Below are 14,447 nucleotides of genomic sequence, written 5' to 3'. Positions count from 1 at the left end.
TGACTATGCAGTGGATTTCGGTCATGGATCATACGGAAATTCACTTTTTCATTAAAGCTTTTCGGCGCATTAAAGTTAGGGTAATACCCTAATTTTTTAATAAATTTATTCGTGAGATAACTTTTGTCACTCATGATTAGCGCACGGAATTTTTTTAGAAAATATTCTGTTTTTTTTCATAAACAAACAACCATTCTTAATAAATTAAAATTTTATTAATTTTTTTATAATTGGAATTATATTAATCATTTTTTAAATGATGATTAAATGATAACGGTAATATTGCCGCTAATATTAAGAGTTCCTTAAGAATTTAACTTAATACAATGCTAGCTATTTGATATTTAATCAAAATATAACCAAAAATTAATCAATTGATTATATTTGCGTGCTGTATATAAATTGTTTAATTTACTTGGTTATTAATTTTAAATTAAATAAGCATTTCAAATGCTAGATTGCCTAGGTTAAATTAATTATAAATTAATCTGAGTCAATACCTGAAATCTTAAAAAATGAAAAATAATAAATAGATGATAGAATAGATAAACAATTAAATAGTTTATTACTAAACTATTTAGCTTAAGATGAGTAAATTGATGAGATCATCAAAATATGGATTGCCAAAATAATTTATGTGATAATCATCACACATAACTATCCTTTCAATTATTATTAATTTATGGTCATTCGCCCGCATCAACACTGGTTCTTTAGGTTGTTCGACTGGCACGGTTCCGTGCTGTCTAAAATCACCTTTAGATTATCGCTTAATATTATGATGTCCATTGTCGCTATTTTAATCTATCAATGGTACGAACAATTAGGGATCCATCTGACAATAGCCCCATTTAGCTTATTAGGGATAGCAATAGCTATCTTTTTGGGGTTCCGTAATAACGCCTGCTACAGCCGCTTAGTTGAAGCAAGAACGCTTTGGGGCGCAATATTAACCAACCAACGTAATATTTTAAGAAACATAAAAGGATTATTGCCGAATGATCCTGAAGCGCATCGCACATTTGCTAATTTGTTGATTGCGTTTAGTTGGAGCTTAAATCACGAACTTAGACGTACTAACCCAAATATAGATTTGTATCGTTTATTGCCGCGAGATGTTTTTTTAGATGTTATTAGAAGCCCTTTTCCCACCAGCCGAATTCTTATGCATATTGGTTTGAGTGTCGGGGCATTGCGAGATAACAATCTGATCAGCGATGTGCTGTTTCAGTCTATCAATAAAGATGTGAACGGGTTATCTGAAGTTTTAGGCGGCTGTGAACGTATTTCGAATACGCCGATCCCCTTCGCTTATACATTGATCCTGCAACGTACGGTCTATTTATTTTGTACATTATTACCGTTTGCGTTGGTGGGGGATTTACATTACATGACGCCTTTGGTTTCAGTATTTGTTTCCTATACGTTCTTGGCGTGGGATGCATTAGCGGAACAATTGGAAGACCCATTCGATGTGCTGGACAACAGCTTGCCACTGAATGCGTTATGTAACGGGCTTGAACGCAATGCTCTTGATATGATTGATGCTAAGCAGTTACCGCCACCACCGAAGCCAAATAAATACTTCAATTTATTATGATGTTAAGTCGCGGTCTTCATTATGTGATAGAGCATGATGAAAGCCGCGGCTGTTTATTAATGGCGCAGATACACATGAGGGGTTGCCGTTTCTGGATGCGGCTGTACCCCTAAATCCGCTTGATACCACTGGGTTAAATTCTCGGTAGTTAACACTTCTTGTGGTGTTCCAGCCACAACTAATTTCCCTTGATGAATAAGATACACTTTATCGGCATAGAGTGCGGTGAGGTTCAAATCATGCAACACACAACAAACGCCTAGCGGCCTTTCACGGGTAAGCTGATGCAATAGCCGCAAACTGTGCTGTTGATGGTATAAATCAAGGGCAGAAGTAGGCTCATCAAGGAATAAACAGGCTGGTGTTGGTTCCGGTTGCCATAATTGAGCTAACACTCGCGCAAGCTGAACACGCTGCTGTTCACCACCGGATAATTGGCGATAATCGTGATGGCGTAGTGGGGTGCAGTGGGTTTGCTCCATAGCAATATCAATGGCGCGTTGCTTATGTTCAGAACCATAAGGAGTTCTTCCCATCGCCACAACATCCTCAACACTGAACGCAAACTGTAAATGGCTATGCTGTTTCATCACGGCACGTTTTTTAGCGAGGCTTTGAGGTTCCCATTCAGGTAATGGGCGACCTTCTAGCTGGCACTCACCTTGAGAGGGGGAGGTGTAGCCTGTGAGCAATTTCAATAAACTGGATTTTCCCGCACCATTAGGACCAATAATCACCACCATTTGATTTTGCTGTATAGACAAACTGATATCATCGATTAATGTTCGATTATTAATACGATAACTGAGGTTTTTAGCATCGAGTAAATTGGGCATCGGTTAGATCCTTCCGGCAGGTTGGCGCAGTATTAGCCATAAAAAGTAAGGTCCGCCAATCAAACCCGTTAATAAGCCCACGGGGATTTCTGCGGGAACGGCTAAAGTGCGAGCAAGGGTATCGGCAACTAAGAGTAAGCAAGCACCCACAATGGCAGAACCAGGAATAAGCCAACGATGATCGGGTCCCAATGTCATACGTATTAAGTGAGGAACAACGAGCCCGATAAAGCCAATCACACCACTCATAGCAACGGCGCAGCCAATTAATAGGGCGCTTAGGAATAATAAAACAAACTTACTGCGTTCAACATTTATCCCTAAATAGTGTGCATCTTCATCCCCTAATTGCAGAATATTCAATGTATTGCCTTGCCAAAAGCAGAGTAAGCAAGTGGGGATAATCACACTGGCGGCAATCGCTAGCGATGTCCAATTCACATTGCCTAATGACCCCATCATCCACAAGCTAAATGTGCGTAACTGTTGGTCATTACTCATATAGCTCAGTACCCCAATTAGTGACATACATAGGGCATTGATGGCAATTCCTGCTAATAGCAGCCGTGCCAAATTGCCATTAGACATACGATTGAGGCTAAAAATGATCAGTGAAACCGCTAAGCTGCCAACGAATGCTGCGCCAAGATGGCCGTAATTGAGCATTAATGTGGGTAAGGAGAACGGTAAAATGATGAATGCTGCCACACACAATGCGGCACCACTGCTTACCCCTAATAAACTGGGGTCAGCGAGAGGGTTGCGAAATAACCCTTGCATCATCCCACCGGAAACCGCTAAAGCCAATCCCACTAAAATGGCGAGTAACACTCTTGGTAGACGAATGGTGAGCCAAATTTGCCAGTCAGGATCGGTGGATGGTGCAAACCAAAGCACTTTTAACGGTAAGTTAATTGCACCAGCGGTAGAGGCAGCCAAAGTGACTGCCCCCAGTAACACCAATAACATCAAAATTTTAAATAAAGGGTGCTTAAAACGGCTCATTCGCTTTTTTCTAACGCCTCTCTTAACTGCTGCATGACTTTGGGGGTGCTTAAGCTGAAGCTCAACATACCAGTATCATCCACGACTAAAAGAGCACGATTTTTTCCTGCAGGAGTGAGTGCTAACCCCGGTAATTCCCAAACTTTGTCAACGCCACCTAAGGATTTTACACCTTGCTCAGAGATCACGACGAGGTCTGGCTGGCTGTAAATAAGACCTTCTTGAGATAGCGGACGATAGCTAGAGAAGTTTTGCATGGCATTTTGTGCACCAACGGCCTTGATCATGCTATCGGCTGCCGTTTTTTGCCCAGCTGCCATCGGTTGTATTCCACCATGGCTCATTAAGAAAACCACTTTTTTATTCAGAGGGCTAGTGGGGATGGCGAGTAGCTCGGCATTAAATTGTTCGACTAACTTTTTTCCGTTCTCGGGTAATCCCACCGCATTGGCGATGGTGGTGATTTTTTCAGGAATGGCTTCTAATTTCGGTTTTCCTGTCACTTTAATCACTTTAACGCCGCTTTTTTCAATTTGGGTTAATGAAATTGAAGGTTGGGAAAGCTCACTGGCGAGCACCAACGTTGGACGCAAAGAGAGCACGCCTTCTGGGTTCAGTGTTCGCATATAGCCGACATCGGGTAACTTAGTTGCTTGCTCGGGATGTAAACTGCTACTGTCGCGCCCAACCAGACTATCTTGTGCGCCGAGCGCATAGACAATTTCAGTTACATCGCCACCGAGTGTCACTAAACGGTCAGCGCCATGGGCAACCAATGAGGTTGCCAGTGTGATTACCATTAGAAGCCATTGTTTCATCGTCAAATACCTGTGTTAGATTCTTGGCAGGGACATGACTTGCTGGCGCCAGTGTTCTTGCTCTGGCGTCCCTTCAGTGCGTTGTCCGTACATTTGTGCGATTTGATTGCCTTGGTCATCAAACACTTCCAGGCTTGTCACAAAACCATCTTCCGTTGGTTTACGAGTGACCCAACACTCTGCAACACCATTTTCAATCATATGCAGCGTGAAATCAGGGTTGAAAATATTCAGCCATTTGATGTCAGAACCTTCAGTTTGGTGTGGCATCAAGCGTTTGATTTTGCCTGTGAAAATTTGTACACATCCACGGTTACCTACGAAAATCATAATTTCGTTTTGATCAGCGAAAGCTGTATTAACCAGCTGATTGAATGAATCATTTGGCACCTGCCAAGCTAAATCATCACTGACAGCGCGGAACACTTGTTGACGGCTTAAGTTATTTTTCTTCAATAAGATGAAAAATTGGTGAACATCCGTCATATTGCGCCACTCTTGGTCAAGCTGTTGTTTTAGCTCATCGCTAATTGGCTGAGCGTGGTGTGGCTGCACTTTTTCAACGGATAATAGTGGGTTTTCGGTGGTTACGTATTTTTCGATAAGCGCATTCCATGCATCCATATCGGTTTCATCGGTGGTATACACTTTGTGCAGTGCATCGCCATGTTTATCAAAGAATTGGATACTATGACGTTCACCTCGTTTAGCCTCTTCAGAGAGCGTAAAAATGCTGTCCCAATGAGAGAAAAACATACGCAAATCCAGTGCGCGTGGATTAAGAATTAAACCGCCGTGAGGGCTAAATTTAGCATTCTCATAGCGCCCGACTTGCTCATGGACCACATACTCATTACGGGTAATAGCCTTGACTGGACCGACAGCCTCCAAAGCAGTTAATAACGTTGGCGCATCAATGCTCAGGCGTTTAGCCTTATCGCGCCCAACGCGGCTATGCAGTAATTCCCCTTCAGAAACATTCAGATAAGCAGCGAGGTCTCTCGCATACCTAGCTTTATTATCTGCTTTGGCTTGTTGATAACGTTCGAAAAGTGCTGAATTCACAGGTTTCTCCTTTATGTAGTGTGAATTACCAATATAGTGTGAATTACCATTGGAAGCTGACGAGCAGCTTAGCATTACGACCATCTTGGGGAATCCCCTGAGAGGAGTAATACTCTTTGTCAAAAGCATTTCCTAAAACAACACTGGTATCTAACCCTTTAAGACTTCCATCTCCTTGATAATTTAGATAGAAATCATGAACGGCGTAGCCCGGTTGTTGCTTCAATTTGGATGTTTTATCGAAATCGGTATGAGTAGTGAACTCACCTAACCAGCCCACAGAGAAACCGCTGTCTGCAACTGGAATGGAGAGGTTACTGGTGAGTGAATCCGGTTTAATGGATTCAATGGCTTTGCCTGTATATTCATTGACGCCGACGGTGTGGTTATAAGCTAGACCCCACGCAAAGTAGTCGGTGGTGTAATCCAATGACACATCCGTTCCCCAAATTTTGGCACGCTTGGTATTGATGGATGTGGTGTAGTTATTTTTCAGGTTAAAGCGGTCAAAATTGACATGAGTATCAATATAATCTTTGGCTTTTGTATCGAAATAGCTGGCTTTGAAGCGCAGGTTATCGCGAGCCATAAGTAAGTCATCAAAACGTAAACCAAAACCATATTCTGCAGTACGCGTGGACTCAGGTTTTAAGTCTGGATTAGGGCGCCAGTAGTTAGTCATTGGGCCTTGTTGGAAATGCAGGGAATCGTTGTACATTTCCATCATTGTTGGAGCACGGAAAGCTTCAGAGTATGACGCAAACAGCATTGACCAATCGGTTGGGGTGATGCTCACTGCCGCTTTTGATGACCATTGATCTTCTTTGACATCTTTATTGCCCTTGGCGGTGGACTTGTAGTTGTCATAGCGAGTTCCCAAAATGAAGGAAACAGGCAAATCTTTTAAGGTAATCTCATCCTGAATAAAGCCAGCCGCAAAGGTGATCTCTGCATCAGGGAACTGAGTGGTTCCAGCGTAAGGGGTCTGTTTTTGACGATACGCTTCAGTACCGTAGGTAAAGTTGTGTGCAGCGAGTGGTAACTCATAGATATCGGAGCGGTTATCCAATTTGATACCATACGTTTTTTGGCTGCGCCCTTCGTAGTTAGACTCTTTCCCTTTGGAGGTGATATTCACATCAGAGTAATACGGAGTCGCTTTTAAATTGAGCCATGAATTATCGTCTGGATTTAACTGATAGGTTGCTTGCAAGTCACGCTGACGCGTTGTGCGGTTAACCTTCTTATTATCGTTGCTGGTGGCGAGCTGTTGCGGGTCTTTTGGCTCATAAGCATCATTATTGTAATAACGAATTTGTCCCGACAGGGTTTGCGCATCATCCAGTTGCCATGTGCCTTTACCGAGCATATTGGCAATGGTTTCTTTGTTATCCATTTTCTCGCCGCCGCCAAGACGAACATCACCGCTTTCTTTCGTCACAAAGCTGAATAGCCCGTCAAAGTCATCGGTTTTACCAAAAGCGGAGCCGCCAAAGCCAAAGCTGTGATCCCCGGTAGCGCCTTGAGTGAAAACGCGGAAACCTTGGCTTTGACCTTCACGCAGTAAATCTTTCGCATTCACGGTTTCCCAAGCAATCACGCCACCCATCGCGCCGCTGCCATATAAAAGCGCTGATGGACCGCGAATGATTTCCACTTGTTTGATAAGCGCGGGATCAAGAAATGTTCCGTTAATGTGCCCAGTATCCGTACCTTGGCGAACGCCATCGACTAACGTCAAAATTCCACGACGGTCAAATCCGCGCATGCTGATATCTTGACCGTTAGTACGGCTAGTTCCTGTCAGTGCAATGCCCGGCACTTTCCGCAAAATATCGTTAGCATTATTGGCTGTTTTGGTTTCTGGTGAATCATTTTTAATGACGGTAACCATCATCGGCGTATTAAAGCTATCTCGCTCATTACCCGTGGCATACACCGTCATCACATCGTGGTGACTGTTAGTTAAATGGTTATTGTTAGTTGGAGATTTTTCAGTCTGTGCGGTTGCCATTAGAGGCAGCAAGGCACTCGCCAGCACAGATAAGCGTAATACTTGAGACATACAGGTGATACTCCCTAAAAATTGTTAACTCTTTGATGAGTGCGATGCACCGTTAAAAACTGACTTATCATCAGAGCGTTATGGCGTGTTTATAGGGTGTTGAGACAAAGACGCTTTCAACGGAATAGGGGAAAAGGGGTATTTGAACCCAACAAGTGATGATAGGGTTCGAAAGTTCGCCTTGAGGTTATCCAGATTTACAGCAGCAAAGCCCGTAATAAACACCATAAGAAACTGTGTCCTGATGTATAGAGTTAAGCTGGCTGCCTAGTATGACGACTTAGGTGGCTTGCGAGATATATTGTGTTTTTAAAGCTAATTGTATTTTTGAAACAAACAGTACTTTTAAAGCAAACTGCGTTGTGAAGACTAAAAACTATTTGGTCAGAATTAATTTACCTGTGCGAGTTTGGCGCAATTGATAAATTTCACCGCGGTGTTCAATGGCAATTTTGCCTGATGCACCTAATAATTTTTGGCTTTCAATAAGCCCATTTTTAGCAGCAAAATCAGTCAGTGAGGTTGATTTTGTGGTTTCTTCAATAATGTCAGAAAGTGGCTTGGTCATGTTGTTCACCACAGAAATTTTGTTGTCAATAAGAATGATATTGATAATTATTATCTTTAAAAGCATTGGCAATATCAAGTGATTTTCACAATTGATCAACAAACACTGTTTACCAACAAAAGAGCCGTATCGCGGATACGGGCTACCTTTATGATGTAAATGGGGATTTACCTAACTTTTGGAGGGGGATTGAGCCGATCCTGAAATTACTGAGATTTGTTAGTACATATTTGTTTTTAAAAGCTCGATACACTCTTGGGCGCCGCGTTTGAGTACTTGACCTTTTAAACAGACCACATGGACAGGAAGTACTAAGCCATTCGGGGTGTTTTTAAATTCTAAACGCTTGAGTAAACCTGCCTCTAAATCAGTTTTGATTAATGAAGCCGGTAAATTTCCCCAACCCATCCCTTTTTTAACTAATTCTAACGCCATCGTGAAGCTATCCGTACGCCAATAATGGCTAGAAACAATAGAGCGGAAATCACTGATAGGGTGGTGAGGGCTAGCGACAATAATCTGGCGTGTTTGAACAAGATCTTCGATATACAGCGCATTATTCGGTTTATTAGAGGGATAATCGGCGCTGATGGTCGCTGTTAATGATTCATAACCAATACATTCGAACTGTTCCTGAGCATTGACATATAACCCACCAAAAGCGATAGCCAATTGAACGCGCTCACTGTGCAATAGTGGCAAAATATCATCTTGAGGAGCGGTGATCAGCTCCACATGCATCAACGGATAACGTTGGCTCAGGGCGTGCAATGTATCAACTAACACATTGGGATTAACCCCTTCAGCGACCCCGATTGTGAGTGTACTCTCCACCCCCTGAGTGAGTTCTCGTGAGAAAACATTCAACTGACGTAAGTTATCCACAATATTTCGTGCATAGGGGGCGAGGGAAAGCGCTTGTTCCGTAGGTTTGGGTTCTCGCGTATGGCGCTCAAACAGCGAAAAACCAAGCTCTGCTTCAAGGTTGGCAATTGCCATGCTAATCGCGGAAGGGACTCGATGAAGTGCTCTTGCCGCTGCGGAAAAAGAGCCTTTATCGAGCACAGTTAAGAAAATCATCAGGTTTTCACTATTAAATGGCATCTTAGACCTTTCAGTTTTGTTGATAGTAGCTGACTTTTATTATCATTAATATTGATTTAATTTACCAGCCTTCGGCAAACAGAATATGAGATAAAAAATGCAAGGTATTAAACGTAAAGTGGTTTTTATTACGAGCTACGAAGTTATTGGCTGGATGATTTCATCGTTGGCACTGGCTTTTCTTTCGGGGAATTCCGCGGGAACCACAGGACCTTTAGCACTGGTGATCACCACGATTGCGGTGACATGGAATTTTATTTTCAATGTGGTATTTGAATATTGGGAATCAAAGCAGAAATCAAGAATTAGAACGTTTAGACGTCGTTTTGCTCATGCGGTGTTATTCCAGCTAACGCTGGTGGTATTTTTGATCCCATTGATTGCATGGTGGTTATCAATATCGCTCTGGCAGGCACTTATTTTAGATTTTGCCCTGATTATCTTTATCCCGATTTATACTTTTTTCTTTAACTGGGCATTTGACAAAATTTTTGGGTTACCAAAATCTGCATTGGCGCAAGAAAAAACCACTGCGTAGCGTGAAGGAGATGGCAATGAGGCCATCTCCTTGGTAACTAAGCTTATTTCACGCTAAAAATCTGGTGATACTTTTTAGGATTTAAACGCAAAAATAGCAGTAATGTCATCATAACTAGGACACAATGCAGCAACCAAACAGGGGTAAAACTGTGACTAAATTGCTGTAATGCTGCCGCAACCAAAGGTCCAAAAGCGGCGATGATAAAACCGCCTGCTTGCATTAAGGCAGTCAGGATCCCCGCGCTAGCAGGATGAGGGATATGATCTAAAGAGGTAATAATGGTTAAGGCGAAGCAGCCACCCAGTCCGCAGCCCAGCAGACCTACCCACAGCAACGGTAGTGTATTAGGAAACAGGATTAACCCGGCAAATCCCAATGCTTGGCTCACCAGCGTGACAGTGAGCCAAAAGCGACGGTCAATATTATGGGATGCTAATACCGGGATCATCAGTGCCGCAGCAGCTTGAAAAACGGTTAAAATCGCCACCAGAGAACCGCTTTCTGTAGCACTAAATCCTTGTTGTTGAAAGAAAGGTGCCAGCCATGTCACGGCAGTTGCATAACCCGCATTCACTAAACCAAATCCCGCCATTAATAGCCATGCTCTGGGCAGCTTAAGATAAGTTAATACACTCAGCTGAGCTGGCGTATTTTTCGTGTTCGAAGAGCGAATATTCATGAAGACGGCAATCAGGGCGATCAGTGCTGGAAATGCAAGCCATGCTAGCCCACTTTGCCAATTCCCTGAAAGGTGGGTAATTAGCGGTGTTAATTGCGCTCCCAGCGCGCCACCGACCATTAAGGTAGCTGAATATAATCCCGTCATGGCGGCCATTTTTTGTGGAAACGAAAATTTTATCAAACCGGGGAAAACCGCTTGAATATAAGCCGCTCCCATTCCACACAAAAATGCGGTCATTAACAGTGCGTTCGCATCAGAAACAAATAATCGGCAGAAAGAGCCTATCAGCAGCAGTAGCATCGCGAGGCTGATACCCCACTTATCACCTAATTTTTGATTTAATGCGGGGACGACCAAAGCTCCAAAACCCATGAGTAACATGGGGATCAGCGTTAACAGTGAAACGCTCTGGTAGCTCATTCCGGTGGTTTGAATGATATTTTCGATGACTGGCCCAGGTCCTGTCATAAAGGGGCGTAAATTAATACCGACAAGGGCAATCGTCAGAATCAAGCCAAAAGAGGCAGAAAGTGGTTTTTTCATGTTTACGCGTGATGCTGTTGCCACCAAGTTTGATACAGCATGGATTGCGTCTCATCCTTCGGTTTTAATTGGATAAATTGCAAACCACTTTGTTGGTCAGGAGAGACTCTTAATGCCTCAGCTATCGCCTCTGTTGATAATCCAAAAGGTTCAGCATCTTGGTTCGAATAGGCATAAACAACACGTTTAATGCCAGACATGCGGATCGCAGCAAGGCACATAGGGCAAGGCTGACCGCTAGCATAAACGGTGCAATCATCGAGTCTGACGCTATTTAGCACCTCTCCTGCTTGGCGTAATGCGAGTAATTCAGCGTGTGCGGTAGGGTCGTGTCGCTCCAACATTTGATTCACGCCAGTGGCAATAATTTGCTCATTTTTGACGACCACTGCACCAAATGGACGCCCACCTGCGGCAACATTGTCAGCGGCGAGGGTGATTGCATGTTGTAAAAATTGTTTATCGAGCATGGTTTGTGCTCCTGATTTATCGAGTATTCTAATAAGATTACTGATGAGTTGACATGGTGTCATTTCAGTAATGTCCATCAAATGCGTTGTTCCCTTCAATCTAATCAAAAACTGTGATATTTAAAAATTAAATAATTAAATCTCAGGTATTAAAAAAATGAATTCGTTGCTTAATTTTGTATTATTGAAAACATTCGTTACCGTCGCAGAAACGGGAAATTTTACGGTGGCTTCACAACAATTAAATTCAACGCAATCGACGTTAAGTCAGCAAGTTCAGCGATTAGAAAGTCTTATTGGACAGCCGTTGTTTGTAAGGGGGCATCGGATGTTAACCCTGACAGAAACAGGGGAAGTGTTGCTTGGATACGCGAAAAATATTCTGGCACTTAACGATACGTTTTTTATGAAAATAACAGGCAATGCGATTATTCAAACTCTGCGATTAGGGTTTCCTGAAGATTTGACGTCGGGATTAGTGACACCGACGTTGGCGGCATTTATGCAAGCGCATCCGAATGTCCGATTAGAGGTGACTAGCGGGTTGAGTCGCCAACTACAGCAACGCTATCAACATGGTGAGTTGGATTTGATCATTGTGAAACAACGAAAAGGGGAGTTTCATAGTGATTATCATTGGTCAGAGCCTCTTTGCTGGCTAGCGAGTCGCCAGCAACATGTTCTTCCCACAGATTCTGTTCCTCTGATTGTTTTTCCAGAGAATGGGCTGTATCGGAATGATATGTTTAGGTTACTAGATAATGAACAACGCCCTTGGCACATTACATACACTTGCACTAGCCTAGCGGGTATCCAAAGTGCGATTACCGACGGATTAGGCGTTAGCCTGTTACCCGTACGTGCGAAATTATCCCAGCATCGAATCTTGACAGTAGAAGAGGGTTTCCCTCCTGCCCAAGAGATGGAACTGGCGATGCATTTTCACAAAGAATCATCGGAGATGGTTTCGGTATTGGCGGAGCAGTTAGCTCATCAATTAGAACCGCGTTAATTGGCAATGGGCTTGAGCAAATCACTGTAAAGTTCCGTTAAGATCCCATTTGCCATAAACTCTTTTCTGATCCATTGGGTGACTAGCCCTGTCGCAGAGTGTTGAGTGGCTAATAACATGTGAGAATCCTGCCTTGGGTTTTGTATTTGCTTCGTGACTAACACACCGGTTTTTACATGTTCTTTAACCATATAGTCGGGTAGGAATCCGATCCCTTCACCTAAAATTTGGCACTGACATTTGGTGTTGAAATCAGGCACTTGAATCGCCTCTTGCCCGTGCAGTAGCCATCCAACACGTTTATTGATGGTATGCGCCGTATCTTCCACCATGATATTTGGGTAGAGGCGAAGCTGGCTTTCGGCAATTGGCTCAGGCATTAAGGCTAAAGGGTGGCTAGACGCTATGGCAAACTGCCAGTGTATGGCACCAATTTCTGTGTAATCAATCCCGCCGCCATCCATGAGTGTACCCGGCGCCCCAATCGCAATATCCGCATGGTTATTGATAATGGCATCCCAAACACCGTTATACACTTCTGTGGTCACAGTGATCTGGCAAGTACCAAATTGCTTTTTCAAGATTTGTAGCAACTTCGCCGTATGGTAAGGGGTGTAGATCAACTGATTGATACAGATGCGAACACGGGCTTCAATCCCTTGTTCAATGGAGTCGATACTTTTTTTGATGAGATGAAAATTATTCAGAAGGTCTGTAGCTTTGCGATAAAAATAGTATCCCGCTTCGGTCAGTTCAATATTACGGGTATCGCGAATAAACAGTGCGACATCTAAATAAGTTTCGATACGTTTTATGGTGTAGCTCACCGCGGAGGTGGTAATCCCAAGTTCTTCGGCTGCTTTACTGAAACTGGCAAATTTAGCCGCGGTGGTATAGGTCAATAAATTTTCTTCAGTAAAAATAGAGTTCATGTGTCGTGTCCCAAAGTGCGTGAAAATTAGCCTAAATAACGTTTTCTGTGAATACAATTCAATAGCTTAAAAAACAGGCTTTTTATCGATTGTTTTTAATAGCCCTCCTCGGGGATATTTATCTATTCTGTACAATAAATAGTATTTAATTTATGTCACTCAAAAAAGCAACTAATGAAACGCATGTTTACATTCAAACTAATTAATATTATTGAATTAAATGAAAAAATAGCCATTAGGGGATATCGAGTTCATAAACAAAAAAATCACAATATTAACAATTCCAAAACCTTTGATTTGATGGCTGTCACAAAATTGAAGAAAGAAAAAATTGGCAAAAAGATTAACAAAATTATTTGGTCAAATTGCATAGAAAATAGACAAAAAAACATCGGTAAAGGTCAGTGAAGGATGCTTTCACGCACAAAAATGCTCGATTGTTGAATTTAAATCAATAATAAGGTGGCAGATTGATGAATTAAATTTAAATGGATTCTATTTATTAATGGCAATTGTTATGCTCTAACCATGCTAAATAATCTTTAATTCATATTTAATTTGGCTATCAGGAAATTTAAATAGCTAAATGTGGAGAGCGTTATGACAGAAAACACACTCGTTCAAGATTTTCTTAAAGCAGCAGAACAAGGTCAATTAGCTATTTTAAAAAATTGCCTTGAAAAAGGTGTTGATATTAATAGTACCAATCGACAAGGTCGCACTGCTATTGTGAATGCCAGTTTAAATCAGCACTATGAGTGCGTTGATTTTCTTATTCATGCGGGTGCTGATATTAATAAACAAGACCAAACGTGTTTTAACCCATTTTTATTAAGTTGCCTAAATAATGATTTAACATTATTACGTTTAGTATTACCTGCTAATCCTAATTTAGATTTACTAACCCGTTTTGGTGGTGTTGGGATCACGCCAGCGAGTGAAAAAGGGCATGTGGAAATTGTGCGTGAATTACTGGAAAACACGGACATTAATGTTAATCACACCAACTTTGTCGGTTGGACTCCGTTGCTAGAAGCGATTGTGCTGAATGATGGTGGCGTAAAACAGCAGCAAATCGTAAAAATGCTGTTAGATCACGGTGCCAACCCACATATGACAGATAAATACGGTAAAAAGCCGTTAGAGCTGGCACAGGAAAAAGGCTATCACGAAATTGCTGAGTTACTGATTGCAGCGGGTGCGTAA

15 protein-coding genes are annotated in these 14,447 nt (G+C 42.3%); 5 read left to right on the top strand and 10 right to left on the bottom strand.

Features of this window, described 5'->3' with window-relative positions; translation table 11 throughout:
• Positions 1 to 682: 682 nt before the first annotated feature.
• Complete coding sequence (locus GKR71_RS18215; protein ID WP_036951111.1) at positions 683 to 1,600, top strand: bestrophin family protein; 918 nt, start codon at positions 683 to 685, stop codon at positions 1,598 to 1,600.
• Between the two features lie 56 nt (positions 1,601 to 1,656).
• Here the strand turns inward: GKR71_RS18215 and GKR71_RS18210 are convergent, their stop codons facing one another.
• The 7 genes from GKR71_RS18210 to GKR71_RS18180 all read right to left on the bottom strand — a co-directional run bounded on the left by GKR71_RS18210 (position 1,657) and on the right by GKR71_RS18180 (position 9,061).
• Positions 1,657 to 2,436, bottom strand: coding sequence for a heme ABC transporter ATP-binding protein (locus GKR71_RS18210; RefSeq protein ID WP_036951109.1), 780 nt, complete (start codon positions 2,434 to 2,436; stop codon positions 1,657 to 1,659).
• A gap of 3 nt (positions 2,437 to 2,439) precedes the next feature.
• Positions 2,440 to 3,441, bottom strand: coding sequence for a FecCD family ABC transporter permease (locus tag GKR71_RS18205; protein ID WP_036951108.1), 1,002 nt, complete (start codon positions 3,439 to 3,441; stop codon positions 2,440 to 2,442).
• Positions 3,438 to 4,259: a heme/hemin ABC transporter substrate-binding protein gene (locus tag GKR71_RS18200; protein WP_154600029.1), complete on the bottom strand. Its 822-nt coding sequence runs from the start codon at positions 4,257 to 4,259 to the stop codon at positions 3,438 to 3,440. Before GKR71_RS18200 ends, GKR71_RS18205 begins: the two co-directional genes overlap by 4 nt.
• 15 nt (positions 4,260 to 4,274) lie before the next feature.
• A complete protein-coding gene (locus GKR71_RS18195; RefSeq protein WP_036951104.1) occupies positions 4,275 to 5,324 on the bottom strand; it encodes a hemin-degrading factor in 1,050 nt (349 codons plus the stop codon).
• Between the two features lie 43 nt (positions 5,325 to 5,367).
• Positions 5,368 to 7,389 carry a TonB-dependent hemoglobin/transferrin/lactoferrin family receptor gene (locus GKR71_RS18190; protein ID WP_154600028.1) on the bottom strand — a complete coding sequence of 674 codons (2,022 nt, stop codon included), beginning with the start codon at positions 7,387 to 7,389 and terminating at the stop codon, positions 5,368 to 5,370.
• A gap of 376 nt (positions 7,390 to 7,765) precedes the next feature.
• Positions 7,766 to 7,957, bottom strand: a complete 192-nt coding sequence (hemP, locus tag GKR71_RS18185; RefSeq protein WP_036951101.1) for a hemin uptake protein HemP — start codon at positions 7,955 to 7,957, stop codon at positions 7,766 to 7,768.
• A gap of 219 nt (positions 7,958 to 8,176) precedes the next feature.
• Positions 8,177 to 9,061 (bottom strand): LysR family transcriptional regulator, encoded by an 885-nt coding sequence (locus GKR71_RS18180; RefSeq protein WP_036951099.1) that lies wholly within the window; start codon positions 9,059 to 9,061, stop codon positions 8,177 to 8,179.
• 97 nt (positions 9,062 to 9,158) lie between these two features.
• On the opposite strand from GKR71_RS18180, the gene GKR71_RS18175 reads away from it, so the two are divergent.
• A complete protein-coding gene (locus GKR71_RS18175; protein ID WP_036951098.1) occupies positions 9,159 to 9,599 on the top strand; it encodes a PACE efflux transporter in 441 nt (146 codons plus the stop codon).
• 43 nt (positions 9,600 to 9,642) lie between these two features.
• Here GKR71_RS18175 and GKR71_RS18170 read toward each other — a convergent pair whose 3' ends face one another.
• Both GKR71_RS18170 and GKR71_RS18165 read right to left on the bottom strand, forming a co-directional pair.
• Positions 9,643 to 10,827 carry a cyanate transporter gene (locus GKR71_RS18170; RefSeq protein ID WP_154634666.1) on the bottom strand — a complete coding sequence of 395 codons (1,185 nt, stop codon included), beginning with the start codon at positions 10,825 to 10,827 and terminating at the stop codon, positions 9,643 to 9,645.
• Between the two features lie 2 nt (positions 10,828 to 10,829).
• A complete protein-coding gene (locus tag GKR71_RS18165) occupies positions 10,830 to 11,297 on the bottom strand; it encodes a nucleoside deaminase (protein WP_036951092.1) in 468 nt (155 codons plus the stop codon).
• Between the two features lie 157 nt (positions 11,298 to 11,454).
• Between GKR71_RS18165 and GKR71_RS18160 the strand changes: the two genes are divergently transcribed.
• A complete protein-coding gene (locus GKR71_RS18160; RefSeq protein WP_154634665.1) occupies positions 11,455 to 12,309 on the top strand; it encodes a LysR family transcriptional regulator in 855 nt (284 codons plus the stop codon).
• Here GKR71_RS18160 and GKR71_RS18155 read toward each other — a convergent pair.
• Positions 12,306 to 13,241, bottom strand: a complete 936-nt coding sequence (locus tag GKR71_RS18155; RefSeq protein WP_036951088.1) for a LysR substrate-binding domain-containing protein — start codon at positions 13,239 to 13,241, stop codon at positions 12,306 to 12,308. The two genes, GKR71_RS18160 and GKR71_RS18155, sit on opposite strands and share 4 nt — an antisense overlap.
• Positions 13,242 to 13,415: 174 nt before the next feature.
• Between GKR71_RS18155 and GKR71_RS20465 the strand changes: the two genes are divergently transcribed.
• Complete coding sequence (locus tag GKR71_RS20465) at positions 13,416 to 13,649, top strand: hypothetical protein (RefSeq protein WP_154634664.1); 234 nt, start codon at positions 13,416 to 13,418, stop codon at positions 13,647 to 13,649.
• Between the two features lie 192 nt (positions 13,650 to 13,841).
• Positions 13,842 to 14,447: an ankyrin repeat domain-containing protein gene (locus GKR71_RS18145; protein ID WP_132495718.1), complete on the top strand. Its 606-nt coding sequence runs from the start codon at positions 13,842 to 13,844 to the stop codon at positions 14,445 to 14,447.

The organism is Providencia sp. wls1922, assembly GCF_009706505.1.
GTDB lineage: Bacteria > Pseudomonadota > Gammaproteobacteria > Enterobacterales > Enterobacteriaceae > Providencia > Providencia lanzhouensis.
The sequence above is the reverse complement of the archived record's forward strand: the minus strand, read 5'-3'. Positions and strand labels throughout refer to the sequence as shown.

Bases quoted from the DNA above. Each gene is read 5' to 3' on its own strand.
- GKR71_RS18215 (WP_036951111.1), top strand. From the start codon at position 683: ATGGTCATTCGCCCGCATCAACACTGGTTCTTTAGGTTGTTCGACTGG.
- GKR71_RS18210 (WP_036951109.1), bottom strand. From the start codon at position 2,436: ATGCCCAATTTACTCGATGCTAAAAACCTCAGTTATCGTATTAATAAT.
- GKR71_RS18205 (WP_036951108.1), bottom strand. From the start codon at position 3,441: ATGAGCCGTTTTAAGCACCCTTTATTTAAAATTTTGATGTTATTGGTG.
- GKR71_RS18200 (WP_154600029.1), bottom strand. From the start codon at position 4,259: ATGAAACAATGGCTTCTAATGGTAATCACACTGGCAACCTCATTGGTT.
- GKR71_RS18190 (WP_154600028.1), bottom strand. From the start codon at position 7,389: ATGTCTCAAGTATTACGCTTATCTGTGCTGGCGAGTGCCTTGCTGCCT.
- hemP (WP_036951101.1), bottom strand. From the start codon at position 7,957: ATGACCAAGCCACTTTCTGACATTATTGAAGAAACCACAAAATCAACC.
- GKR71_RS18180 (WP_036951099.1), bottom strand. From the start codon at position 9,061: ATGCCATTTAATAGTGAAAACCTGATGATTTTCTTAACTGTGCTCGAT.
- GKR71_RS18175 (WP_036951098.1), top strand. From the start codon at position 9,159: ATGCAAGGTATTAAACGTAAAGTGGTTTTTATTACGAGCTACGAAGTT.
- GKR71_RS18170 (WP_154634666.1), bottom strand. From the start codon at position 10,827: ATGAAAAAACCACTTTCTGCCTCTTTTGGCTTGATTCTGACGATTGCC.
- GKR71_RS18165 (WP_036951092.1), bottom strand. From the start codon at position 11,297: ATGCTCGATAAACAATTTTTACAACATGCAATCACCCTCGCCGCTGAC.
- GKR71_RS18160 (WP_154634665.1), top strand. From the start codon at position 11,455: ATGAATTCGTTGCTTAATTTTGTATTATTGAAAACATTCGTTACCGTC.
- GKR71_RS18155 (WP_036951088.1), bottom strand. From the start codon at position 13,241: ATGAACTCTATTTTTACTGAAGAAAATTTATTGACCTATACCACCGCG.
- GKR71_RS20465 (WP_154634664.1), top strand. From the start codon at position 13,416: ATGAAACGCATGTTTACATTCAAACTAATTAATATTATTGAATTAAAT.
- GKR71_RS18145 (WP_132495718.1), top strand. From the start codon at position 13,842: ATGACAGAAAACACACTCGTTCAAGATTTTCTTAAAGCAGCAGAACAA.